Origin of the sequence: Kineosporia sp. NBRC 101677, assembly GCF_030269265.1 — a bacterium.
In the GTDB taxonomy this organism is placed as follows: domain Bacteria; phylum Actinomycetota; class Actinomycetes; order Actinomycetales; family Kineosporiaceae; genus Kineosporia; species Kineosporia rhizophila.
On the sequence record NZ_BSTA01000004.1, the window covers coordinates 132,226 to 154,859 of the forward strand.

Sequence of the window (22,634 nt, forward strand, 5' to 3'; positions counted from 1 at the left end):
CCGAACGGGGAGCCTGCCACCACCGGGTGTCGCGTCGTTGAACGGCGGGCAGAGTGCGAGGGAATTCGCCGGGTTGGACGTTAATACGTTTGTGCGTAGTAACGTAGAACTATGGACGAGGACATGCTCGCCTTGCGAGCGGAGCTGCGGGCTCTGACCGACCGGGTGGAAGCGCTGGAGAAGCAGCCCGCTGCGCCCGGGCCCCTGTCGGAGGAGACGTTCTGGGCGCTGACCGGCCTGCAGGCCCGGCTCGACGACGACCCGTCCACTGCCGAGGGCGCGGTCATGCTGGTCGGGGCGCTGACCCTGCCCACCGGGGCGCCGGTCTCCTGGCAGCAGAGCGCCGGCACGGCCGGGCTGCTCGAGACAGAGTGGTCCGACCAGGCCTCGGTGTTCGCCGCGCTCGGGCATCCGGTGCGCATCGAGATCCTGCGCCAGGTGCTGCTGGGCCGGCACACCACGGCCGACCTGGCCGCCCTGGAATCGCTGGGCACCACCGGGCAGCTGCATCACCACCTACGGCCCCTCATGGCCGCGGGTTGGCTGCGTCAGAGCGGCCGGGGCAGCTACGAGGTCCCGGCCACCCGCGTGGTGCCACTGCTGGCCTGTCTGACTGGAGCGCAGCGATGAAGGCAACGGTGTTGGCGCTGTACCGCGTGCGTATGCCGATCTACCTCGGCGCTGCGGTCATCCTGATCGGAAACGCCCTGTCCGGTGCGGCGCTGCCGCCGGTGCTTCCGATCTTGGCCCTGGTGGCCGTCGTCTTCTGCCTGGCTCTGGTCGTCCTGGGCCCGAAGCTGCTCCCGGTGCCCGAGCCCCGGGTGGTCACCGCGCCGGTGCGCGGAAGGTGGCTGGGCATCAACAGTCCCGCCACGAAGACGCCCAGCCACGGCATCCGGGCCTACGGCCAGGCGTATGCGATCGATCTCGTCCACGAACCGGAGGCTGACACTCGTCCTCAATTCGGGGTTGGTCCTGCTCTGCGGCCCAACCACCAGTACCCGGCCTTCGGGCAACCGGTGCTGGCGATGATCGACGGTGAGGTGGTGAAGGCCTCGGGCTGGCGGCGCGACCACCGTTCCCGCTCCACCACTGCGGCGCTGCTCTACATGTTCGCCGAGGGGATGGTCCGCGAGATCGGCGGACCCGGGTTCATTCTGGGCAATCACGTGGTGATCCGCGGCGAGGACGGCATCTTCGCCGCCGTCGCCCATCTGCAGCAAGGTTCGCTGAAAGTCCGGGTGGGCGACCGGGTCCAGGCCGGCGACCAGGTCGGCAGTTGCGGAAACTCCGGCAACAGCAGCGAACCCCACGTGCACGCCCAGCTGATGGACAGGGCATCACCCACCCTGGCCCAGGGGCTGCCGATGGCCTTCGCCGCCGTCACCATCGAGGCCGATCAGGTCGACGGCCTGCCCGCCAACGACCAGCACATGAGCGCCTGAGCGGCCCTAGAGCCGCAGCCGCCGCCGCACCAGAGCCTGGTCGGCAGCCGGCAGGGCCGGCGCATCGAGAAGCCGAGGCAGGAGCGCCGGTTCGAGCGTCATGGCCCGGAACGCCAGGCTCACGGTGACGTCGTGGTCGGGGCGCTCGAGAACCTCCACGGCGTCGCCGGCCTGCAGGTGCCCCGGGGTGATCACCCGGAAGTAGGGGCCGGGAAGGGCGCCCTTGGTGAACTCCTTCACCCAGCCCTTCCGGTCCAGCCAGCCCTGGAACGTGGAGCAGGGGATGCGGGGCCGGGTGACCTCCAGCACCACCTCGTCGCCGACCTTCCAGCGCTCGCCGATCAGGGCCTCGTTCACGTCGATACCGGCCGTGGTCAGGTTCTCGCCGAACGAGCCGTTGACCAGCGGGCGGCCCAGGATCGACTCCCACGAGTCCAGGTCCTCCCGGGCGTAGGCGTAGACCGCCTGGTCGGTGCCGCCGTGGTGGTCCACGTCGTACACCCGGTCGCCGGCCAGCCCGACCGAACCGTCGCCCATCGGGCCGGGCGCGGTGACCAGCACCGGCACCGACACGGGCCGCTTGTCGATCCCGGTCTGCGACGCGGTGCGCCACGGGTTGTCGATGGCGTGGGCGATGTTGACCGACAGAAGCTTCACCGGGCCACCGTAGAAGTTGCCCGAATTTGCCGCTACCACTCAGGCGGCGCTGATCGGGCTCGCCTCGTCGATCCGGGTCCAGGACGCGGTCAGGCCGTCGGCGGTGACCGGCTGGGAGAACAGGAAGCCCTGCCCGTACTGGTAGCCCAGGTCCTGCAGCAGGCTGCGCTGCTCCTCGGTCTCGATGCCCTCGGCCACCGAGGCGAAGTCCAGCGTGTCGGCCATCTGGCTGACCGCGGTGGCGACCGCGGCCTGCCGGCCCACCGTGGTGATCGACTCCACGAACGAGCGGTCCAGCTTCAGCGTGGTGACCGGGCAGGTGAGCAGCAGGCCGAGCGAGGAGGCGGCGGTGCCGAAGTCGTCCAGCGCCAGCTTGACCCCCAGCTCGCGCAACGCGACCAGCGCGTCCATCGACTCCTGGTCGTCCAGTACCGCGGTCTCGGTGACCTCGATGCTCAGCCGCTCGGCGGGCAGCCCGAACTCCTCCAGCGCCTGCGCCACCTCCTGGACGAAGGTGCCGGAGCGCAGTTGCCGGCCGGCCACGTTCACCCCGATGTTGAGCTGCTCGGCCTGCGGGAACTCCTTCCGCCAGACGGCGGCCTGACGGCAGGCCTCGCGCAGCGCCCACCGGCCGATCTGCACGATCTGCCCGCTGCGCTCGGCCAGCGGGATGAAGTCGGACGGCGCGACCAGCCCGTGCACCGGGTGCCACCAGCGGATCAGCGCCTCGACCCCGACCAGGCTCATGTCCTGAAGCCGCACGATCGGCTGGTAGACCAGCGTGAACTCGCCGGCGTTGACCGCGGTCTCGAGGTCGCGCAGGGTGTCGGCCTCGGCGTTGATCCGTACGCCCATCTCCTGGTCGTACAGCGCCGAGGTGCCCTTGCCGCGGTGCTTGGCCTCGTACATGGCGATGTCGGCGTTGCTCAGCAGCACCGAGGGCAGGGTGCCGGGCTGGGCCACGGCGATGCCGATACTGGCCCGCACCGCCAGGGTGTGCTGCAACACGTCCACCTCTTCGGCGAAGCCCTGCAGGATGCGCTCGGAAACCCGCAGCGCCACCACGGCGTCGGCGTTGGGCAGCAGCACCGCGAACTCGTCACCACCCAGCCGGGCCACCAGGTCGCCCGGCCGCACCGCCTCCTGCAGTCGCTGTGCCACCGAGACCAGCAGGGCATCGCCGGCGGCGTGCCCCATCGTGTCGTTGACCGTCTTGAAGTCGTCGAGGTCGATCAGCAGCACGGTGTGCGAGTCGGCCGGGTCACCGGCCCGCCGGGCCTCGGTACGGGCCAGCAGCCGGGTCATCTCCTCCTGGAAGTGCACCCGGTTGGCCAGGTCGGTCAGCGCATCGTGCGACGCCTGCCAGCGCAGCTGCACGTCCTGCCCACGCAGGTTCTCGAGGGCTACGTCCAGACGGCCCAGCAGCCGGCTGTTGTCCTGGAAGGAGATCAGCTGCCGGCCGGTGACCAGCGCGGTGATCACCACGATCCCGGCGAACGCCCCCCACAGCTGGATCGACACGTGGTCCGGCAGCACGAAGTAGAACATCACGAAGGTGAGCGCGACCATGACGTACGGCAGCAGGCTGTAGGCCCGACGCTTGGGCCGGGGCGCGTAACCGGTGATCCGGACGGTGAGTTCCTGGATGCGGGGGCCGGCGGCGATCAGCAGCGAGGGCAGCAGCTGCACGGCGAAGGCGTAGGGCTCGTGCTCCTGGTCGAAGATGCCCAGCAGGAACACGCTCACGCCCTGCACCACCGGCGCGGCGACCATCGGCCAGGCGGCGATCCGGTCCATCGGCGGGTCGGGGCACAGCGCGACCTTGGTGGCGGCGAACGCGGCCACCACGACCAGGGCCACGGTCAGGCTGGCGGCCACCCGGTTGGTGCCCTCGTCGACCGGGTTCACCGCGAAACACCAGGCCAGCACGGCCCCGCCGACCAGCACGGTGGCCGAGTCGAGCCAGAAGATCAGCCGTTCCCGGCCGGTCTGCGGGCCCTGCGGGAAGGTCAGGCAGGCCAGCAGGTTGCCGGTCATGCCGACCGCGAAGAACGCGTTCTGCACGATGCTGCCGTCGACCGAGGCCTGGTCGGGCACCGCCAGACAGTAGAAGAACTGGAAGCTGTCGCCGATGGTGAAGGAGGTGCCGCCGAAGGCGATGAACGACCAGAAGCGGCGGAAGTGGGGCGGCGCCAGCTGTCGAAGCCGCCAGGCCCCTACGGCGAGCACCGCGTCCATCGGCACCTGCACGGCCCAGTAGAGCTGGGTCTGGCGCACGGTGTTGCCGGGGAAGAAACCGAACAGCACCCACCCGACGACGGTCAGCGCCACCAGTCCGAGCAGGACCGGGTCCCGCAGGAGAGTGGCGAGCGGACGCGCCGGCTGAGACGGTCGGGTCTGCACTCGTCCTCCTTCTGGCAACAGCATCTGCCTCAACCATCGGCCGAGGGGTGACGATGCTGAGAAGGGCGGGCTCAGAGGTTCGGCTCCGCGGTCCGGCGGGACCGGTGCCGTGCCTGTTTCGCCCGATTGCCGCACACCCCCATCGAACACCACTGCCCGGTGCGCGAGCGCGAAGTGTCGAAGAAAGCCCAGCGACAGGCGTCGTTTCGACACACTTTCAACCGCGCCCAGGTGCCGTCGGCCAGCCCTGCGGCCACCCGAGCCAGCACCTGCGCCCCCACCGCCCGCGCACCGTCGGCTTCCGAGCCGAGCATTGCGCCATCCGGGCAGAACCGCACCCGCACCTCGGCCCACTGCGCCGCCCGAGTGAGCTCGGTGGCCACGGCCTCGGGCAGGGGAGCCCGGTCATGGTTGGCCTGGAGCCCCTCGCGCAACGCCTCACGCAGCCTGACCAGACGGGCGAGATCATCAGAACTTGAGGACGGTTGCTGCCGGAAACCGTTGCGGCCCGCCCAGGCGGGCCATCCGTCGGGATCGGTGAGCTCGTCGGTGCCGGCCTCGATGTCCAGCGAGTTCACGAACCGGCGCACCAGTTCGAGGCCGCCCGCCGGGGGCGTGCTCTCGGTGCTCGGGTCGGTCTCGGCCACAACCAATGCTAACCCTCGTTGCGCCGACGCTGGTTGTGGGTAACCTTCAAATTAAGGACGATGGTTACTGGCGCTCGTAGGAATGGGGACTTGCGATGTCGGTGGGTGGAGCGGGGCAGGCAGACACGGAGGCCGAGCCCGGTGGGCGGCCGGACCCGAGTTCGGGCACGGCGCAGCGCTCGGCGTCCGGCGTGGGGGTGTGGCCGGATGCCGGGTCGGGCCTGAGCGCGAGTCCGACGCCAGCGACGGGTGTTGAGACGGGCGTGGTGCCGGGCGTGGGGCCGGGCGTGGGGCCGGGTGTTGAGACGGGCGTGGGGCCGGGTGCTGGGTCGGGCACTGGGTCGGGCGCTGCGGCCGGCACTGGGTCTGAGGGCGAGCTGGGCTCGGGGCCGCCCGCATCGGCCTGGGGCAACCGCTCGTTCCGCCGGGTATGGGCGGCGGGTACGGCGTCGGAGGCCGGTACCCAGATCGCTGACCTCTCCTTGCCGGTGCTGGCCGTGGTCACCCTGGGGGCGAGCGCGTTCCAGCTTTCCCTCACCCGCGCCGCGTTCGTCGTGCCCTACCTCTTACTTCCCCTGTGGGTGGGCGTCCTCGTCGACCGGCGGGCCCGGCGTCCCCTGATGATCTCGGCCGACCTGGCCCGCGGGCTGCTCCTGCTCGCCGTGGCGGGGCTGGCCCTGGCCGGGTGGCTGAGCTTGCCCGTCCTGATCGGGGCGGCGCTGGCGGTGGGCTCGTTCGGGGTGCTCTACGTGCTGGCCGAGTTCGCCTTCCTGCCCTCCGTGGTTACGCGCGAGCAGCTGGCCGACGCCAACGCCCGCACCGCAGCCACCCGCTCAGCGCTCGAAGTGGCGGGCTCCGGGATGGGCGGGGCGATCGTGCAGGTTCTGACCGCTCCCTTCGCAGTACTGGTCAATGCGTTCGCCTACCTCGGCTCGGCCTTACTCCTGCGCAGAGTCGTGGCCGACGAGCAGGCCGCCCCCGAAACCCAGCCATCGGGCACGTGGCGAGCAGCGCGGGAAGGGGTGAGCACGTTGCGGCGCAGCCGGATCCTGCGGCCGCTGGCGGCCGAGGCTGCGACGTGGAACCTGGGCAACGAGATCCTGCTGCTCGCCCTGACCGTGCACCTGGTCAACGGTCTGGAACTGGGCGCGCTGATCCTGGGCGGGCTGCTGATGACGGTAGGCGTCGGCGCTGTGCTCGGCAGTGCCACCAGCGCCCGCCTGACCGCCCGCTTCGGCTATGGCCCGGCCCTGGTCGCGGCCCTAGTGCTGGGCAACAGCGCGCCCCTGGTCGGGCTGGTGGCCGGGGCCGGTCTGGACCGCGCTGCGCTGATCGGGCTGGGGGTGGCCTTCTTCGTCTCCGGCGTGGGCATCGGTGTGGCCGACTCGCAGGCCGCCACCGTGCGCCAGCTCTCCACACCCTCGCACCTGCAGGGCCGGGTGAACTCCGCCTACCGCCTCTTCTCCTGGGGTGCCCTGGCGATCGGCGCGCTGCTGGCCGGGGGCCTGGTGACCCAGTTCGGCGCCTACCCGGCCGCGCTGATCGGGGCCTCGTTCATGGCCCTGGCCACGCTGCCGGTGGCCCTCTCACCCGTGCGCCGCATGCGCACCCTCACCCAAGAGCCGGCCAGTCCGCATTGACGTCGGCCCGGACCCGGTGCCCCGATTCCTGGTCCCACGTCCAGCGCAGCAGGGCCATCAGCCAGCCCGGACCGAACGCCGGCCCGAACAGCTTCTCCCAGAACCGTTCGGCCCCGCTGCGGTCGCCGTCCACCGCGCAGTCGGCGGCCGCGCGCGAAAGGGCGGCCGCCTCGTGCAGAGCAGTGGCCAGCTTGGTGCGGGGCAGGCCGAGCTCCAGCACCCGCCCGTGCCCCGGACGCCGGAGCACGCCCGGATAGGTCTGGGCGGCCTGGAAGAACCGGGCCAGGGCCTCGGCCCGGGTGAGCGTCTGCCACGAAGTGGGCCTGGGCATGAAGGCCAGGACCAGCACCTCCAGGGCCAGCGGCGCCAGCCCCAGGGCGTGATGCCGATTCCACGCCCGGGTCATCCGCACCAGGTCTTCGAAGTGCTTCCACTCCCGCTGCCGCTCCGCGACCCGGGCGTACAGCTCCTGGGGATCCACCGACGTCCATTGGTTGTCGTTGCCCGGAACCATCAGCTCGGAGCCCTGCTGAAAGGCCGGCATGAGATGCACCGGCGCAGAACCAGGAACGATCGCGCGATAGTGGTCCGGCCAGCGCGGGGCCGACCACGCGCAGGCCACCAGGTGACCCGCCACCCGCGTGCCCCGGCGCAGAGCCGCATCGTCGAGGGCCCGGTGGTGCACCCGATGGCCCACCAGACGCTGGATGATCTCGAGAGCCTGCTCGGGGGTGTGGTTCCGGAGCCGGGGCAGTACCACTACCAGATCCACGTCGAACGCGTAGCCCGGCACGTGTCTCGGCGAAAGTGCCCCCACGTGGATGATTTCCGCCACGTCCGGGTCACTTCTCAGCGCGCTGGTGTACCGGTCGCGCTGCATCCGGGTGAACAGCCGCAGCAGCTCGGCCGGACCCACGGTGAGATCATGCTGGTGAAACGCGGTTTCGGCGCTCATCACTGCCCCTGTCGCCCGGGATCGTCAGCCAAGACGTTAGGCGGCCGAACCGGCGAGGACCATGAATCGCCCACGCACGAGAGATGCACCGGCGCACCCGCTACGAGCAGACCGCCACCAGGCAAGCCACCAACGCCGTGACGGCCGTCACGGCGCGGACCCGGTCGACCCGGAGCAGCGTGGCCAGGAGCTGACGATCATGACCGGTGCCCAGCCGCCCGTGCAGCCGGGCCGCAAACCCCGTGGTGACCAAGGTGGCGCCGACCGCGACGGCGGTCACGAGCGTCCACAATCGGGTCTCCGTGACCACCGCCCACCCGGTGCTGAGCAGCAAAGCCCCGTACACGACACCGACGAGCGGGGTGATGGTCCGGGAGTGCCTGCGGTGGGCATCGGCCCACTGCTCGGCGGGCACCCGGGCCAAGGCCGGATAGACCAGCAGGGTCACCGTGGTCTGGAACCCGGCATGCACGGCGGTCGCGGCCAGCAGGGCGGTCAGCGCGGTACTCACCCGCCGAGCCAACCAGACCCGGTCAGCCTCGCAACCGCCGCAAGTGCGCCTCGACCTGCCGGTTCATCTCGTCCCAGTTGATCTCGCCGGCCTGGTCGTCGGCCACCACATAACCGCCGTACGTCCCGATCTGCACCCACCCCTGCTCGACCAGCCAGCGCAGCGCCTGCCGCACCGCCTCACGCGAGTGCCCGGCCTGCTCCAGGTCGGCCGGACTGGGCAACGGGGTGCCCGGGGCGTGATGACCGGCCTGGATCCGGGCGGCGATCTCGTCAGCGAGGAGGTGGTGCGGGGAAAAAGACATCCCCACGATGATCTCTTGCCCCGCCACTCCCGCCGCACACCCCTAGGGGTGAACTGAACCACGCCTCTCAGGACGGGAACGTGACGGTTACGGTGAGGCCGCCTTCGGGGCGGGGGGTGAGGTGGAGGTCGGCGTGGTGGGCACGGGCGACGGAGGCGACGATGGCCAGGCCGAGACCGCTGCCGCCGGGGCCTCGGGTGGGGCGGGTGCGGCCGTGGGCGCGCACGAAGGGTTCGGTGAGGGTGGCGGCGATCTCGGCGGAGATGCGGGCGCCGGTGTTGGCGATGCTGAGGCGGGCGCGGCCGGCCGGGTCAGTGCCCACCTCGACCCAGATCGTGCCGCCGCTGGGCAGGTTGTGGGTGATCGCGTTGCGCACCAGGTTGTCGACGAGCCGGCGCAGCAGGGGCGGGTTGGCGTGCACCGCGGCGGGGGCGAACGACTCGGACAGTTCGATCCCGGCCTCGGCGAGCGGGACCTCCGACTGCGTGAGGACGTCCATGGTCACCTCGGTGAGATTGCACGCCTCCCGCGGTAGGTCACCTTTTTCGGGACGGGCCAGTTGCAGCAGGGCCTCATGGGTGTCGATCGAGCGGTCGTTCATCTCCTGCAGTCGGATCAGAAGCTGTTCCAGATCAACGGCTTCAGGGTTGGCGCGGGCCACCTGCAGCATGGTCTTCATCACGGTCTGCGGGGTGCGCAGCTCGTGCGAGGCGTTGGCGGTGAAGCGGCGCTGCTCCTCGAAGGTGCGTTCCAGGCGGGCCAGCATCGCGTCGAAAGTGTCGGCGAGCTGGCGTAGCTCGTCGTCGCGGCCGGGTAGGTGCACCCGGTGCGAGAGCGAGCCCTGGGCGGCGGCTTCGGCGGCCCGGGTGATCCGGGCCAGCGGGCGCAGCATCTGACCGGCCAGGATCCAGCCGGCGCCCAGGCCGACCGTGGTCAGGAAAAGCAGGCCCCAGAAAGAGAACTGGATCGCCACCTTGAGCAGGTCTCTACGGCGGGGTGCGAAATCACCGTTGCTCACCACCGTCAGATTCGCGTCCGGCACATAGCGCAGCACCAGCAGCAGCACGGCGAAAAGCACTGCGCCGGAAAGGACGAGGAAACCGGCGTAACTGAGGGTCAGCTGCCAGCGGATGCTCAGGCCGGGGGTGCGGCGTGGGGGCGAGTTGTCAGGAATGATCGGACGCCTCTTCTCGGCCGAACCGGTAGCCGACGCCGGGCACGGTCTGGATCAGTTGCGGTTCGCCCAGGCGCTTGCGCAGGGTGGAGATGGTCACGCGGACGGCATTGGTGAACGGGTCGGCGTTCTCGTCCCAGGCCTGTTCCAGCAGGTCTTCGGCGCTGACCACACCACCGGCGGCGGTGATCAGCACCTGCAGCACCGAGAACTGTTTCCGGGTGAGCGCCAGGTACCGCCCGTCGCGGTAGACCTCGCGGCGGAACACGTCGACCCGCACGCCCTCGCGCTCGATCACCGGGGGCAGGGCCTGACCGGAGCGCCGGCCCAGGGCCCGCAGCCGCATCACCAGCTCGCGCATCTCGAACGGCTTGGTCAGGTAGTCGTCCGCGCCCAGTTCGAAGCCGCTGGCCTTGTCGTCGAGCAGGTCGGCGGCGGTGAGCATGAGGATCCGCGTGCTCGGGTGCCCGGCCACGATCCGCCGGGCCACCTCGTCGCCGTGGATCACCGGCAGGTCGCGGTCGAGCACCACCACGTCGTAGTCGTGCACCGCCAGCATGTCCAGGGCCGACGCGCCGTCGAGGGCCAGGTCGGCGGCGATCGCGGCCAGACGCAGGCCGTCCCGGACCGCCTCGGCCAGGTACGGTTCGTCCTCCACGATCAAGACACGCATCCGGCCAGGTTAGTCGGGCCGGGATAACGTCGGCATAAGCAGAACCGCAGACGCCCGGGCAACCCGAGGCTGGCTTCTCTGGTGTCATGACCGATACCAGAACACCGGCCGCCAGATGGGTTTTGGTTCTGGCCGCCATCACCCTCCTGGGTGCGTTGGGCAGCATCGTCGCCCCAAACGTCCTCAAACAGTGGACGTCGGGTGCGCCTTGGCCGGAAGGCGTCCACCTGAGTGGGGGGCTCGGTACCGAAGATGGCGTCATCGGTGACGATCCCGCGGAAGTCGGGACCGACGTCCCCGCTCTGACCGAACTGCGGCCTGCCCTGCTGGCCGCCGTGCGCGAGGCCGCGGCCGACGCGGCTGAGGACGGCGTGGACCTGAGGGTGACCAGCGGCTGGCGCAGTGCGCAGTACCAGCAGCATCTTCTGGACGAGGCGGTCGACGAGTACGGCTCCTACGAGGAGGCGCGGCGCTGGGTGAACACACCCGACGGCTCGAAGCACGTCACCGGTGATGCGGTGGACGTCGGGCCCACCGACGCGGCGGACTGGCTGGGGCGCAACGGCTCGGCCTACGGGCTGTGTCAGGTCTACGCCAACGAGATGTGGCATTTCGAGCTGCTCACCGCACCCGGCGGCGAGTGCCCGGCAATGCGGCTCGACGGATCCTCTTGACCAGCAAGGACCCGGCACATAGCTTCCAACGACGGTAGTTTCGTGGCGGTTGGGAATGGGTTGGTGGACGTGAGCGTCGGCTGGGGTTTCGTCGGTACCGGTGGCATCGCGAAGGCGGTGTCGGCTGCGCTGGAGCAGGCCGAGGGCGGTCATCTGGCGGCGGTCGCCTCGCGGGACCTGACCCGGGCGCAGGAGTTCGCCCAGGCGCGGGGAGTCTCGGCGGCCTACGGCGGCCCGGACGCGGTCGAGCAGCTCCTGGCCGACCCGGGGGTGGACGTGGTGTACATCGCGAACACCCACCCGCAGCACTACGCCCCGGCCCGGGCCGCCCTGCTGGCCGGCAAGCCGGTGCTGGTGGAGAAGCCGATGACGGTCTCGCTGGCCGCCACCCAGGACCTGTTCGACCTGGCCGAGAAGCAGTCGGTGTTCCTGATGGAGGCGTACTGGACGCGCTTCCTGCCCGGCACCCGCGCGCTGCTCGAGCAGATCGAGAACGGTGCGATCGGGCCGGTGCAGTCGGTGCACGCCGACCTCGGCTTCACCGTGCCGGAAGACGCGAGCCGCTTCCACGACCCGGAGATCGGCGGCGGCTCGCTGCTCGACCTGGGCCCCTACCCGGTCGGCCTGGCGGTCACGCTGTTCGGCTCGGCCACCGCGGTGCGGGCGGTCGGCTCGCTCACCGAGAGCGGGGTGGACCGGCACATCGCGCTGGCCGTGAGCTTCGAGGGCGGCCAGGTGGCGGCGCTGTCCACCACGATGGTGGCCCGCTCGGCCAGCAAGGCCTGGATCGAGGGCAGCAAGGGCCTGATCGAGATCGCCGAGCCGGTGCACAGCGTTCCGTCGTTCACGGTGCTCACCGGTGAGGAGCCGACCGTGCACGAGCACCCGGTCGAGCACGGCTGGAAGTACATGCTCGAGCACGTGCACGAGTGCCTGGGCGCCGGGCTGACGGCCTCCCCGCTGATCGGCCGCAAGTGGTCCATCGACGTGGCCACCATCTTCGAAGAGGCGCTCACCCAGGTGGGTGTCACCCGCAACCTGGAGACTCTGCCCGACCAGGGGTAGGCCTTAGGTCCTGTCCTGCGGATCAGTCGCCTACTGCGGGGCACCCGGTGGGCAGCCTGGACGCACCCGGCGGGCGCCCACGTAGAACCACTACGAGGGCGCCCACCGGGCACGCCCAGGCCGTCACCGGGCACCTCCTCGCTACGGCGCTGATCCACAGGACAGGCCCTAGACTCGCCGGTTGTGACGAAAGCGCCCGAGCCGGTCGAAATCGCCGTTGGTCTGATGCAGGAAGGGCGCTACGGCGACGCCGAGAACCTGCTGGTGCGGGAGGTCGAGCGGGCTGCCCAGGCGCACGGCGTGGGCAGCCCCGAATGGGCCTCCGCCCAGTGCGACCTGGGCAACATCCTGATCAACGCCGGTCGGGTCGACCGGGCGATCGAGTGCTTCCGCGGCGCCGTGACGATGACCGTGCACGACGAGCAGAACCGCAAGGACCAGCTCACCTACCGGATGAACCTGGGCATGGCGCTGCGGATGGCGGGCCGGCTCGACGAGGCGGAGACCGAGCTGCGGCAGGGCGTGGCCGAGCGGCTGGCCTTCTACGGGCGCGAGCACGCCGGCTACGCCTTCGGTCTCGAGCCGCTGGCCGACCTGTTGCGCCAGCGCGGCGACCTGACCGCCGCCCGGGAGGTGGTCGAGGAGACGGTCGACAACCTCTGGCGCAACGGTAACGAGCGGCTCACCTGGGCGATGGCCCTGCGGGCGCAGATCGTCCTGGCCCAGGGAACCGGGGAGCCGCTCTTCGCCGGTCTCGACGCGCTGCCCGAAGAACTGGTCGCGATGGTCGCGCGCACGCTCTGCCATCGGATGGACCGGTCCGACCCGCAGTCCCGGGTTCTGCTGGAGGTCGCCCTCGGGGCCGTCGAGCACATCCTCGGCCCCGACCACCAGGCCACCCTCAACCTGCTCTCCGAGCTGGCCAACCTCAAGCGCGAGCAGGGCGACACGCAGGGGCGGGCCGAGCTGATCGAGCGGGCCCGCGACTCCTACGACCGGCTGGGCCGCCCGGAAGAGGCGGTGCTGACCACCCTCGCCCTGGCCCTCGCCCACAGCGAGGCCGGCGGGGTCGAGTCCTCCCTGGCCACCTACGCCTCGGTCGGGGAACGGGTGCGGCAGCTCGGCAGCCCGGAGCTGACCAGCCACGTGCTGCGCAACTGGGGGCTCGCGCTGAACGAGGCCGGGCGGAGCGAGCAGGCCGAGCCGGTGCTGGCCGAGGCGGTGAGCCAGGGCCGCCGCGGCGCCGACCACGACCTGCTGGGCCGGGCCTGCGTCGCGTTCGGACTGTTCCTGCAGCACCAGGAGCGGCTGGCCGAGGCCGGGCCGATGATCGAGGAGGGTCTGGCGGTGCTCGACCCGGTGGACCCGGACGCCCTGGTCGGGCGCAGCCACCTGGGGGCGGTGCACCAGGGGCTCAGCTGCGGCTGCGGTGACCTGGGCACCACGATGGCGGCCGCGTTCCGGGAGTTCGTCAGTGCCCGGCTGCCCGCCGACCTGCTCGACCGGCTCGAGGTGGAGCTGGTGGACGGGGATTTCAAGGTCGACGTGCACCTGCGCCGCGAGCCCACCGAGGGCGAGCTGCAGCGGCTGAACGAGGTCACCAGCACGGCCCAGGCGGAGTTCCGCCGCCGGGTCAACGGCCGGCACTGAAGATGTCCCTGCAGGACGACCTGATCGACGCCGTGGCCCAGGACGGGGTTCACGTCGCCTCGTTCGGCGAGACCTTCCGGTCGCTCGGGCTGTGGCCGCTGGGCATCAACGCCCGCAACGGGGCCGCCTGGCTGTTGCTGCTGGGTACGGGCTTCCTGGTGTGGTTCGCCGAGGCCGTGCTCTTCGGCCGCTACTTCCCGGGCTTCCCGTTCTGGCCGGTGGTCGGCTGGCTGACCCTGGCCGCGGTGGTCGCGTACGTGCCGGTGTTCCTCGGCGTGGCCGCCTTCATCACGGCCACTCCGGCCTGGACGGTGTTCATCGACGACGAGCACACCGCGATCATCGGGTTCCGGGTGCGCGGGCATGAGCTCACCCTCAACTCCCACCTGGCCCGGCGCCTCGGGACCGGTCAGGGCCGGGCGCTGAGAGAAACGGTCGGGCAGCGTCTTTCACCGGTGCTCGAACGGCACCCCGACACGGTGATCCGGTTCCGGGCTCAGCATGCACGCCTGGCCCAGATGTACGCCGACGATCTGGTGAGAATGCTGCCCGGCTGGACCCATGAGCTCGAGGGCCTGCACGGGGTGGTGCGCCGGAGCGGTGGCCCCTCAGCCGGGCAGGGTGAAGTCGACCAGGACGGGGCGGTGGTCGCTGTTGCGGGCGTTGCCGGTCCAGGCGCGCTGGGCGGTGAGGTCGCGGCCGTAGACCCAGTCCACCCGGATCTTGCGGCGGGTGGTGCCGAACCCTGAGCCGGCCTCGGCCTGCAGATCCTGAAGACCGGCGCCCAGCAGGAGTTTGCGCGGGGTGTTGGCCGGGGCGGAGTTCAGGTCGCCGCCCACCAGCAGCGGGTTGCCGGTGGTGCGCAGGGCGTCGGCGATGATCTCGGTCTCGGCCATCCGCAGCCGGGAGTTGTGGCCCAGGTCGGGCAGCCCGCGCCCGGACAGCGGGGAGGCCAGGTGCAGGGGGACGAGGTCGAGCCGGGTCCCGTCGACGTCCACGGTGACCACGGACGCCGTCCTTGCTTCGGCGGGCATCCCCTCGATCACGCGGCTGGCCACGATCGGGTAGCGGGACAGCACGGCGGTGTGCCCGCAGCAGGGGGCCTGCTCGGCGATCGGGGCGAAGTAGTGGTGGGGCAGGCCGGGGGCGGCGGCCGCCACGTCGTCCAGGTATTCGCTGGGCACCTCGGCCAGCAGCATGATGTCCGGGTCGGCCTCGGCGATCAGCGCGGCCAGGTCGGCGGAAGGGTTGCGGGGGCGCACGTTCCAGGCGATCGCCCGCACCTGGGTGGCGCCGGCCGAGACTCCGCTCGGATCGGCCCGTCCGGGCACCAGGTAGGGGCCGAACGTGGACACCCAGACCACGGCGGGCAGCACGCTCAGCAGCGCGGCGGGCCACCAGGCCCGGCCCAGGAAGGCCAGCGGCAGCACCAGCACGGCCGGCGCCCACCAGATCACGCCGAGCATGTTCGCCACGTAGAGCCACGACCACTGGTCGCCGGCCACCTGTCGGATGATGACGTGCAGTGTGGCCAGCGCACCGTAGAGGACCACGGCAAGCATCGCCGTCGTCGCGAGCAGGGGCCGACCGGAAAGAATCCCTGCCGTCACGGCGGTGAGATTACCGGACGGATCCCCCGTTCCCCGGCACCGGGCTGTCGGTGCCGGGGAACCATCCGGGCCCCGGAGGGGAGCGAGGCCCGGATGCGGGTCGTGCACAGGGTCCACGGGTCAGGTGCCCGTCGGGTTCACCTCAGTCCCATCCGCTCGGCCTTGGTCCGCAACGTGCGCAGGGCTCACTGAACCTCGGAGCGGTCCTGGACGTGCAGCAGAGGTGAGTCTTGCCCAGGAGAGGTCAGCGTTGCTGGTCGGCCAGCAGCGCTGCGCCGAGAGCGGTGGCCGTCTGCGGGTCGGGCAGCAGCACGACCTCACGCCCCAGACTTTCGGCCAGCATCTGGCCGACCACCGGGATCTGCGCGGTACCGCCGCTGAGCAGGACCGTCGCCGGGTCGGAGCGGCCGATCCGGGCCGAGTCGAGCACCTGCCGCAGCGCCGGCAGAGCGGCTGCCAGTTGCGGGCGCAGCCACTCCTGCAGGTGCAGCCGGGTCAGCATGACGCTGTGCGACCGGCCGGGCAGCGCGACCTCGATCTCGGTCTGGGGCACCACGGCCAGGGCCTCCTTGGCGCGCACGGCCGCGGCCCGGATGCGCTCCAGGGTGCGTGCCTCGTCCGGGTCGCCCGGATCCAGCTGGGACACGGCCCCGCTGCAGGCCCGGTCGACCCGGCTGAGCACGGCCCGGTCGAGGTCGACCCCACCGAACCACTCCATCGACTCGGGCACCCCGAGTTCGCGCACCGTGACCTGGCCGTCGGGGGAGTGCACGACGTCGATCACGCAGGCGTCGAAACTGCTGCCACCGGCGTCGTAGATCACCAGTGGTCCCGGCGTGCGCGGGGGCTGGCCGGACAGGTAGGCCATGGCCACCGCCTCGGGCTCCGAGCGCAGCGAGAAGCCGTCGGGGTGCAGGTCGGTCTCGCGGCAGATCTCGGCCAGTTGCTCGCGGCGGCGCGGGCCCCAGGTGGCGCGGCAGGTGATCACCACGTGGCCGGGGCGGGCGCCCTGGCCTGCGGTGACCTCTTTCAGGACGGCCGAGATCGGGGCGCCCCCCGGGAGGGACAGGGGGGCCGTGCGCCCGTCGCTGACGGCAGCCCGGGTGACCACGGTACCCAGATCGATGCCCAGGCCGTAGCTCACCAGAACTCCTGCGACGCATCGATCGGCACGTTCAAGGATAATCCCAGGAATCCCACCCGCTACCGTCCGACGAAGGCCCTGCGATGACTGAGACCGTTGCCCGGCGCCCTTCCCTGCGGGTGGCCGTGGCCGAAGACGGCGCCCTGTTCCGCGAAGGGCTGGTGCTGCTGCTCGAGGCCATCGGGCACACCGTGGTCGGCGCGGTGGACGGCGGGGACAAGCTGGTCGACCTGCTCGACCGCGAGCCGGTGGACGTGGCCGTGCTGGACATCCGGATGCCGCCGGAGCCGGACGGCGGCCTGAGCACGGCGCGCCGGGTGCGGGCCCGGCACCCGGAGACCGGGTTGCTACTGTTGTCCCACTACGGTGAGGCGCACTATCTGATGGAGATCCTCAAGATCGGCACCGAGGCCATCGGGTACCGGCTGAAAGACCGGATCTCCAGCTCGGAAGCGTTGCACGACACCGTCTTGCGGGTGGCCGAGCGGGAGATCGTGATCGAGCCGGTGGTGGCCGGGCAGCTGGTCGAGAGCCCGGGCGCGGGGGCCGACGAGCTGGGCTCGCTCACCGAGCGCGAGCTGGACGTCCTGCGGCTGATGGCCGAGGGCCGCTCGAACGCCGGGATCGCGCGGCAGCTGTACTTCTCGCCCAAGGCGGTGGAGAAGAACGTGGCCGCGATCTTCGCCAAGCTGGCGCTGCCCACCGATGCCACCTCCCACCATCGCCGGGTGCTGGCCGTCCTCACGTATCTGCGGGCGCGTCGGGAAAGGTGAACCCGCTCAAGGGCATGCTCTGGCCGGCTCGCCGGGAAGCACTGCTGGCCCAGATCGCCCGGTTCCGGCCCGGCCCCGGTGGTGCGCATCTGACCCGCCTGTGCCGGGAACTACAGGTCGGGCTGCGGGCCGAACGGGTCCGGCTCACCCTGGACAGCGGCCAGCAGTTCGGCTGGCCCGACGTGGGGGTGCCGGCCGATGGTCCACCCCCGCGTGAGGTGCCGCTGCGGAACGGCATGCTGTACGTCTATTTCCGGCCCTGGAGCTTCGGCCGGCACCGGGCAACGCTGCGCGAAGTGGCCGACCTGCTGGGGCCGGTGCTGGAGAACCTTCCCCTGCAGCACGAACTGGATCGATCGCTGGAAGAGGCTCGGGTGCACGCCGAGCTGGTGGCGGCGGCCCGGCGGCGGGCGTTCGGCGAGCGTGACGCCGAACGGCAGGAGATCGAGCGCGATCTGCACGACGGGGCACAGCATCAGCTGGTTGCCCTGGGGATGACGCTTGGCCTGCTGGAACTGCATGCTGCCAACCAGAACGAGCCGGGTGTGCAGGCGCAGATCGAGCGCTTGCGCAGCGGTTTGGACCGGGCCCAGCGCACTTTGCTCTCTTCCGTGGAAGGAGGCAGTCCTCTGCTGCGGGAGTTCGGGGTGCTGCCCGCCTTGGAGGCCGAGTTACGCGATGTCGGGCCGCAAGTCAGGCTGGAAGTAGGGCAGTGGGACGGCAGTCGCCGCTATGACGCAACGATCGAACTCGCCGTGTATTTCATCTGTCTGGAGGGGGTGAACAACGCCCGTAAGCACGCCCCGGGGGCTCAGGTGGTGGTGCGTCTGGCCGATGGCCCCTACGAGCTGACTTTCAGCGTGGCCGACGACGGGCCCGGCATGGAAGACGCCCAGATGGAGGGGACTTCCGGGCTGGCGAACATGCGTCGCCGCATCACTGCGGCCGGTGGCCGACTGCAGATTCGTACCGCTCCGGGGACGGGGACCGCCATCTACGGGTTCATCCCGCTCTGAGCGCGTCCTCGGTCTTCACCAGTCGTTCCAGTTCGTGCAGCTCGTCGTCGACGGCCAGGTCGGCAGTCTGAACCAGACGGACGATCGCGGCCAGGGCCGTACGAGCCCGCAACTCATCGGCGCGGGCCACCACCTCGGTAGTGAGTATCTGCGAAAGGTCCGGCCATTCACAGTCTTTGCGCAGCAGGCCAACGCCGGGCAGGTGCACCTCGAAGCAGCGCTGGGGCGCCGTTGCGCTGGGCCGGACGATGACGTCGGCCCCCAGGCCGGTGGTGACGTCGCCGCCCGGCATCGAGACCAGGTCTGGGCGCCGAGCCACCAGTTCGGCCAGACGCTGAGCCCGGGGGCCCGCCTCCGGCAGCCCGGTCAGGGCCACGTGCACCGGTTCGTCCAGCCAGTTGAGGATCCGGCGGGCCGGTGTCGCGCCCGGACTGTGGGCGCAGCGGGCGACCAGGGTGAGCGCCAGCGCCCGCACCCGGGTGTGCAGGTTGCCGCTGGGGACCAGGCCGACCCGGGCGACCGGTTCCAGCCGGTCCGGCACCCAGGCCTCGACCCGGATGCGCTGCGCGCCGGCCGAGACCACGACCCGGCCGCCCAGATGCCGCAACCGGTCGGTGTCTCCGGCCAGGGCCGCGCGCACCTCCGCCTCGGACTGCTGGGTCCAGGCCAGGATGATGACCTGCAGACCGGACGCCCGCTGCTCGAGGAAGTCGTGCCCGAGGAAGACCTCGAGGTCGGCGCCGGAGCGGGCCAGGGTGTGCAGGCAGCCCGCGGCCAGGTAGTAGAGCGAGGCCGAGACCTCGTGGTCGACGCGGGGCGGGATGGACCCGGTGATCCGGATGCGGCCGGGGTAGGTGGCCGCCATCTCGGTGAGGGCCGCGCGCACCCCGTGGCGGTAGAGCACCCGCGGGTGAATGCCCCGGGCCAGGGCCTGGAAGTCGGCCGTGAGCCGCTCGAGGTGGGTGCGCAGCTCCTTGACCTGCCCGGCCACGTCGGAGCTGGGCGTGAGCTGCTCCACCCCCTGCTGCAGGGCGGCCAGCCGGCCGTGGCTGAAGGTGACGATCTCGGCCGCCACCCGCCGCCGCTCTTGGTCGCGCACCCCGGCCAGGCGTCGGGACGAGTCCAGTACCTCCCCGGCCAGCTGGCTGGTGTACGCCGCCTGATCGTGCACTTCACGCTGGAGCTCGGCGCGGCGGTGCAGCACCATGAGGCAGTTGGCGGTGTCGCTGAGTTCGCGCCGCTCACGCCGGGTTACGCGACGGCGCGATTCCAGCGTGACGGCCGCCTGGGGCCGGCCTTCGTCGTCGGCGAGAATTCTGGTCCGGGGACGGCGGGCCAGCTCGGCGGCCGGGATCTCCGGGACCGGCGGCGCCTGCGGGGGCCAGGCCAGCGCTGGGCGCAGCAGGTCGGGCTGCCCGGGCTCGGGCAGCCAGAGCCGAACCGCGTCTGCGTGCGTGACCTGGGCCAATCGGCGCAGCAGGACCTGACCGGCGACCGCCTGCGGCACAGCGGGATCGAGAGCGGCGAGGGCCGCATAGGCAGAACCGCGGGAGGCCTCGTGCCCCGAGGGTGGCGCCTCAGGCAAGTCTGCTCCGTCCTGGTGCCGATGGGGCGACGGAGGTGCGTGCTCATCGGGTGGGCGCCTGACGGAGCACCATTTTAGGTCATTTCCGGGCGGGCCATCTCGGTCGTGAACCCCGGGCCCACGCCACCCGTGTGATCCGTGAGGAACACGAGCTCGGAGGCTGTGATGAGTAAGGGAGCCTGGTCCCTGCGCGAGCCCGGGACCGCCCTGGCGATGCCGGGGGAGGCCCGGATGGTGGTGATGACGACCGACCCCCTGGCCCAGGCCGAGGTGGACGGGATGCTCGGCGGCCGGCCCGGTCTACGGCAGCTGCCGATCACCCGGGCCGACGACGCGCACCTGCTTCTGCTCCTCGCCCGCCGGCCCGGCCGCAGCGTCACCGAGGCCCTGAGCGTGCGCAGTGCGCAGCACCTCCCCGTGCTGGCGGTGCTCGACGAGCCGGGCGATGCGAGCCCCTCCTCGGCCGCCGAACTGGCCGGGCTGGGAGTGGTGGCCTGCCTGTGGCGGGCCGAGGTGGACGCCCAGGTGCTCAGCGACGAGATCCGCTCGGTCGCAGCGCAGGGGCGAACGCTGGTGCCGGCCCGGCGGCGTATCGGTCAGGACATGGACCGTTACCGTGAGCGATTCCTGCACGAGGCGGTCGGCCCGGCTCGCAGCCGGCGCGAGGCCGACGTGATCCGGCTGATGATGGACGGCCGCTCGGTCCGCGAGATCGCCCGCGACCTAGGTTGTTCCGAGCGCACGGTCGGGCACACGCTGGATGCGGTGGTTCGGCGCACCGGCGCCCGTAACCGGATCCAGGCGCTCACTCTGCTGTGGCGAGGGGAGGCGCTGTGATCGGCTCGGTCAATGCCCCGGGGCGTACTCCACCGCGCCAAGCCGCCGGTCCGGTGGCGGTGGGTGTGCTGGCCGCGACTCAGCTGGACGAGGCCGGCATCGTCGCCCTGATCGGGCGCGACCCCGGTCTGACCCTGCGCCCGCTGGACCAGTTGAGCAAGACCGGCGTCCTGGTCGTGGCCGCGCCACGCTTGAACGGCCCACTGCTGCGGCGGGTCCGCGAGCTCACCGAGCTCGCCAAGGTCCCGGTCGCCGCGGTGATCAGCCAGCTGGGCGAGGCTGATCTGCTCACGGCCGTGGACAGCGGCCTGCAGGGGGTGCTGTGGCGGGAACAGGCCACCGCCGAACGGTTCTCGGCCCTGCTCCGCACCGTGGCCTCGGGGCAGGGCGACTTTCCCCGTGAGGTGCAGAGCCGGCTGCTCAAAGACCTGGCCCGGCTGCAGCGCAACGTCTTGCGCCCGAGGGGCCTGACTCCCTCGGGGCTGGAACAGCGCGAGATCGCCGTGCTCACACTGGCGGCCGACGGTCTGGACACGGCCGAGATCGCCGCGAAGCTGTCGTGTTCCGAGCGCACGGTGAAGAACGTGGTCTCCGGCGTGCTCGAACGTTTCAACCTGCGCAACCGCACCCACGCCGTCGCCTTCGCCCTACGCAGCGGCCTGCTCTGAGCAGCGTCAGGCGTCGGGCACGATGACGACCTTGCCCCGGAGGTCCGGCGACTCAGCCAGGGTCAGGGCAAGGTCGGCCTCGGAAAGCGGGAACCGGGCGGCGATCCGGGGAGTCAGCACGTTCTCGGCCAGCAACTGCAGCACCTTGCCGGTGTCCTCGCGCCACCACTGCTGCCGCTGTCGCCCGCTGCGGAACTGGCCGCTGTGCAGGTTGAACGAGTGCGCCCGCCGACCGTTGGGCAGCAGGTTCCACAACCGCAGGCGGGCCGCGTCCTTCGCCGAGGGGCCCAGCCGGGGGTCGTCGTCGTTATTGGTCGAAAGACTGGAATAGAGCACCAGCGTGCCGCCACGGCGCAGTCCTGCCCACGACTTTGCCAGGGTTTCCTCACCCACGTGGTTGAACACGGCGTCCACGCCGTCGGGCGAGTACGCGAGCACCTGTTCGAGCAGGTCCGGAGCCCAGCAGTTCATCGCCACAGCACCCTGCTGGCGCAGCGACTCCTGATCGCGGGGCGGCGCGATCGCGATGACGCTCAACCCCGCCCGTCTGCCCAGCTGGACCAGGGATCCGCCGATCCCGCCGTCGGCCGCCAGCACCACGATGATGCCACCGGGGGGCACGGCGGCGACCCGGTGCAGCATCTGCCAGGCGATGACCCCGTGGCTCAGAACGGTTTCCACCGCCGCCGCATCGAGTTCCTCCGGCACCGGGATGAGTAGATCGGCCGGGACCACCAGATGACTGGCCCAGCCGCCGGTCCGGACCACGGCCGCGTACCGCCGCCCGATCAGCCTCGGCGACACCGAGGGGCCGACCTCGACGACCCGCCCCACCACGTCGAACCCGGGAACGAAGGGAAAGGCCGGCTGGTCACGCTCGATACCCCGGCGCATGCGTACTTCGGCATTGGAGACGCCGGTGGCCTCCATCTGCAGCAGAACCTGGCCTACGGCCGGCATCGGCCGCGGCAGCCGGCGCACCTGCAGGGCCTGGGGCTCCACGATGCCCGGCAGGACGATCTGCGTGACCTGCGCACTCTCACCGTGCTGCCGCGCCAGAACTGTTCTCATGGTGGTTCAGCCTGCCTTGACCGGCGGGGGCGCTGCGTCCGCCGCAAGAAGGGGAAGGCCACCGGGACGTACTTCTTTGGATGTACTGGTATGGGGAGGGCACCGATATTGGTGCCCTCCCCGTACTTGCAG

The 22,634-nt window shown here is 71.2% G+C and carries 22 protein-coding genes; 10 read left to right on the forward strand and 12 right to left on the reverse strand.

Annotation, left to right across the window (positions count from 1 at the left end; translation table 11 throughout):
- Window positions 1-111 precede the first annotated feature (111 nt).
- The gene (locus QSK18_RS13265) at window positions 112-630 is read left to right on the forward strand and encodes an ArsR/SmtB family transcription factor (RefSeq protein ID WP_232808860.1); all 519 of its coding nucleotides are present in this window, start codon (window positions 112-114) and stop codon (window positions 628-630) included.
- Window positions 627-1,445 carry a M23 family metallopeptidase gene (locus tag QSK18_RS13270; protein ID WP_285619164.1) on the forward strand — a complete coding sequence of 273 codons (819 nt, stop codon included), beginning with the start codon at window positions 627-629 and terminating at the stop codon, window positions 1,443-1,445. Before QSK18_RS13265 ends, QSK18_RS13270 begins: the two co-directional genes overlap by 4 nt.
- A 6-nt stretch (window positions 1,446-1,451) precedes the next feature.
- Here the strand turns inward: QSK18_RS13270 and QSK18_RS13275 are convergent, their stop codons facing one another.
- From QSK18_RS13275 to QSK18_RS13285, 3 genes are all read right to left on the reverse strand, one after another.
- Window positions 1,452-2,102, reverse strand: a complete 651-nt coding sequence (locus QSK18_RS13275; protein WP_232808858.1) for an MOSC domain-containing protein — start codon at window positions 2,100-2,102, stop codon at window positions 1,452-1,454.
- A 39-nt stretch (window positions 2,103-2,141) separates the two neighbouring features.
- A complete protein-coding gene (locus QSK18_RS13280) occupies window positions 2,142-4,505 on the reverse strand; it encodes a putative bifunctional diguanylate cyclase/phosphodiesterase (protein WP_232808857.1) in 2,364 nt (787 codons plus the stop codon).
- A gap of 71 nt (window positions 4,506-4,576) precedes the next feature.
- Window positions 4,577-5,152 carry a CGNR zinc finger domain-containing protein gene (locus QSK18_RS13285; protein WP_232808856.1) on the reverse strand — a complete coding sequence of 192 codons (576 nt, stop codon included), beginning with the start codon at window positions 5,150-5,152 and terminating at the stop codon, window positions 4,577-4,579.
- 311 nt (window positions 5,153-5,463) lie between these two features.
- Here QSK18_RS13285 and QSK18_RS13290 point away from each other — a divergent pair, with 311 nt between their 5' ends.
- The gene (locus QSK18_RS13290) at window positions 5,464-6,792 is read left to right on the forward strand and encodes an MFS transporter (RefSeq protein WP_285619167.1); all 1,329 of its coding nucleotides are present in this window, start codon (window positions 5,464-5,466) and stop codon (window positions 6,790-6,792) included.
- On the opposite strand, the gene QSK18_RS13295 is transcribed toward QSK18_RS13290, so the two are convergent.
- From QSK18_RS13295 to QSK18_RS13315, 5 genes are all read right to left on the reverse strand, one after another.
- The gene (locus QSK18_RS13295; RefSeq protein WP_285619169.1) at window positions 6,764-7,747 is read right to left on the reverse strand and encodes a hypothetical protein; all 984 of its coding nucleotides are present in this window, start codon (window positions 7,745-7,747) and stop codon (window positions 6,764-6,766) included. The genes QSK18_RS13290 and QSK18_RS13295 overlap by 29 nt on opposite strands.
- A 100-nt stretch (window positions 7,748-7,847) precedes the next feature.
- On the reverse strand, window positions 7,848-8,258 hold the full coding sequence (locus tag QSK18_RS13300; RefSeq protein ID WP_285619171.1) for a DUF1772 domain-containing protein: 411 nt from the start codon (window positions 8,256-8,258) through the stop codon (window positions 7,848-7,850).
- 22 nt (window positions 8,259-8,280) lie between these two features.
- On the reverse strand, window positions 8,281-8,562 hold the full coding sequence (locus QSK18_RS13305; protein ID WP_285619173.1) for a GntR family transcriptional regulator: 282 nt from the start codon (window positions 8,560-8,562) through the stop codon (window positions 8,281-8,283).
- A gap of 67 nt (window positions 8,563-8,629) precedes the next feature.
- Window positions 8,630-9,640, reverse strand: coding sequence for a sensor histidine kinase (locus QSK18_RS13310; RefSeq protein WP_285619175.1), 1,011 nt, complete (start codon window positions 9,638-9,640; stop codon window positions 8,630-8,632).
- Between the two features lie 88 nt (window positions 9,641-9,728).
- Window positions 9,729-10,409, reverse strand: coding sequence for a response regulator transcription factor (locus tag QSK18_RS13315; protein WP_285619177.1), 681 nt, complete (start codon window positions 10,407-10,409; stop codon window positions 9,729-9,731).
- An 86-nt stretch (window positions 10,410-10,495) separates the two neighbouring features.
- On the opposite strand from QSK18_RS13315, the gene QSK18_RS13320 reads away from it, so the two are divergent.
- The 3 genes from QSK18_RS13320 to QSK18_RS13330 all read left to right on the forward strand — a co-directional run bounded on the left by QSK18_RS13320 (window position 10,496) and on the right by QSK18_RS13330 (window position 13,798).
- Window positions 10,496-11,083, forward strand: a complete 588-nt coding sequence (locus QSK18_RS13320) for a M15 family metallopeptidase (RefSeq protein ID WP_285619179.1) — start codon at window positions 10,496-10,498, stop codon at window positions 11,081-11,083.
- Window positions 11,084-11,125: 42 nt separating this feature from the next.
- Window positions 11,126-12,148, forward strand: coding sequence for a Gfo/Idh/MocA family protein (locus QSK18_RS13325; protein ID WP_285619181.1), 1,023 nt, complete (start codon window positions 11,126-11,128; stop codon window positions 12,146-12,148).
- Between the two features lie 183 nt (window positions 12,149-12,331).
- Window positions 12,332-13,798 (forward strand): tetratricopeptide repeat protein, encoded by a 1,467-nt coding sequence (locus QSK18_RS13330; RefSeq protein ID WP_285619184.1) that lies wholly within the window; start codon window positions 12,332-12,334, stop codon window positions 13,796-13,798.
- A gap of 608 nt (window positions 13,799-14,406) precedes the next feature.
- Here QSK18_RS13330 and QSK18_RS13335 read toward each other — a convergent pair.
- Together QSK18_RS13335 and QSK18_RS13340 are read right to left on the reverse strand one after the other, a co-directional pair.
- The gene (locus QSK18_RS13335; protein ID WP_285619186.1) at window positions 14,407-15,408 is read right to left on the reverse strand and encodes an endonuclease/exonuclease/phosphatase family protein; all 1,002 of its coding nucleotides are present in this window, start codon (window positions 15,406-15,408) and stop codon (window positions 14,407-14,409) included.
- A gap of 244 nt (window positions 15,409-15,652) precedes the next feature.
- Entirely contained in the window at window positions 15,653-16,552 is a 900-nt protein-coding gene (locus tag QSK18_RS13340; protein WP_285619188.1) for an Hsp70 family protein, read from the reverse strand.
- Between the two features lie 113 nt (window positions 16,553-16,665).
- Between QSK18_RS13340 and QSK18_RS13345 the strand changes: the two genes are divergently transcribed.
- Complete coding sequence (locus QSK18_RS13345; RefSeq protein ID WP_352396550.1) at window positions 16,666-17,325, forward strand: response regulator transcription factor; 660 nt, start codon at window positions 16,666-16,668, stop codon at window positions 17,323-17,325.
- Complete coding sequence (locus tag QSK18_RS13350; protein WP_285619192.1) at window positions 17,322-18,341, forward strand: sensor histidine kinase; 1,020 nt, start codon at window positions 17,322-17,324, stop codon at window positions 18,339-18,341. Before QSK18_RS13345 ends, QSK18_RS13350 begins: the two co-directional genes overlap by 4 nt.
- On the opposite strand, the gene QSK18_RS13355 is transcribed toward QSK18_RS13350, so the two are convergent.
- Window positions 18,328-19,926, reverse strand: coding sequence for a hypothetical protein (locus QSK18_RS13355; RefSeq protein WP_285619195.1), 1,599 nt, complete (start codon window positions 19,924-19,926; stop codon window positions 18,328-18,330). The genes QSK18_RS13350 and QSK18_RS13355 overlap by 14 nt on opposite strands.
- Window positions 19,927-20,091: 165 nt before the next feature.
- On the opposite strand from QSK18_RS13355, the gene QSK18_RS13360 reads away from it, so the two are divergent.
- A complete protein-coding gene (locus tag QSK18_RS13360; RefSeq protein ID WP_285619197.1) occupies window positions 20,092-20,763 on the forward strand; it encodes a helix-turn-helix transcriptional regulator in 672 nt (223 codons plus the stop codon).
- Window positions 20,760-21,431 (forward strand): helix-turn-helix transcriptional regulator, encoded by a 672-nt coding sequence (locus tag QSK18_RS13365; RefSeq protein WP_232812319.1) that lies wholly within the window; start codon window positions 20,760-20,762, stop codon window positions 21,429-21,431. Before QSK18_RS13360 ends, QSK18_RS13365 begins: the two co-directional genes overlap by 4 nt.
- A gap of 6 nt (window positions 21,432-21,437) precedes the next feature.
- Here QSK18_RS13365 and QSK18_RS13370 read toward each other — a convergent pair whose 3' ends face one another.
- Window positions 21,438-22,502 (reverse strand): zinc-binding dehydrogenase, encoded by a 1,065-nt coding sequence (locus QSK18_RS13370; protein ID WP_232812320.1) that lies wholly within the window; start codon window positions 22,500-22,502, stop codon window positions 21,438-21,440.
- Window positions 22,503-22,634 lie beyond the last annotated feature (132 nt).

Bases quoted from the DNA above. Each gene is read 5' to 3' on its own strand.
- QSK18_RS13315 (WP_285619177.1), bottom strand. From the start codon at position 10,409: ATGCGTGTCTTGATCGTGGAGGACGAACCGTACCTGGCCGAGGCGGTC.
- QSK18_RS13265 (WP_232808860.1), top strand. From the start codon at position 112: ATGGACGAGGACATGCTCGCCTTGCGAGCGGAGCTGCGGGCTCTGACC.
- QSK18_RS13370 (WP_232812320.1), bottom strand. From the start codon at position 22,502: ATGAGAACAGTTCTGGCGCGGCAGCACGGTGAGAGTGCGCAGGTCACG.
- QSK18_RS13305 (WP_285619173.1), bottom strand. From the start codon at position 8,562: ATGTCTTTTTCCCCGCACCACCTCCTCGCTGACGAGATCGCCGCCCGG.
- QSK18_RS13295 (WP_285619169.1), bottom strand. From the start codon at position 7,747: ATGAGCGCCGAAACCGCGTTTCACCAGCATGATCTCACCGTGGGTCCG.
- QSK18_RS13270 (WP_285619164.1), top strand. From the start codon at position 627: ATGAAGGCAACGGTGTTGGCGCTGTACCGCGTGCGTATGCCGATCTAC.
- QSK18_RS13360 (WP_285619197.1), top strand. From the start codon at position 20,092: ATGAGTAAGGGAGCCTGGTCCCTGCGCGAGCCCGGGACCGCCCTGGCG.
- QSK18_RS13320 (WP_285619179.1), top strand. From the start codon at position 10,496: ATGACCGATACCAGAACACCGGCCGCCAGATGGGTTTTGGTTCTGGCC.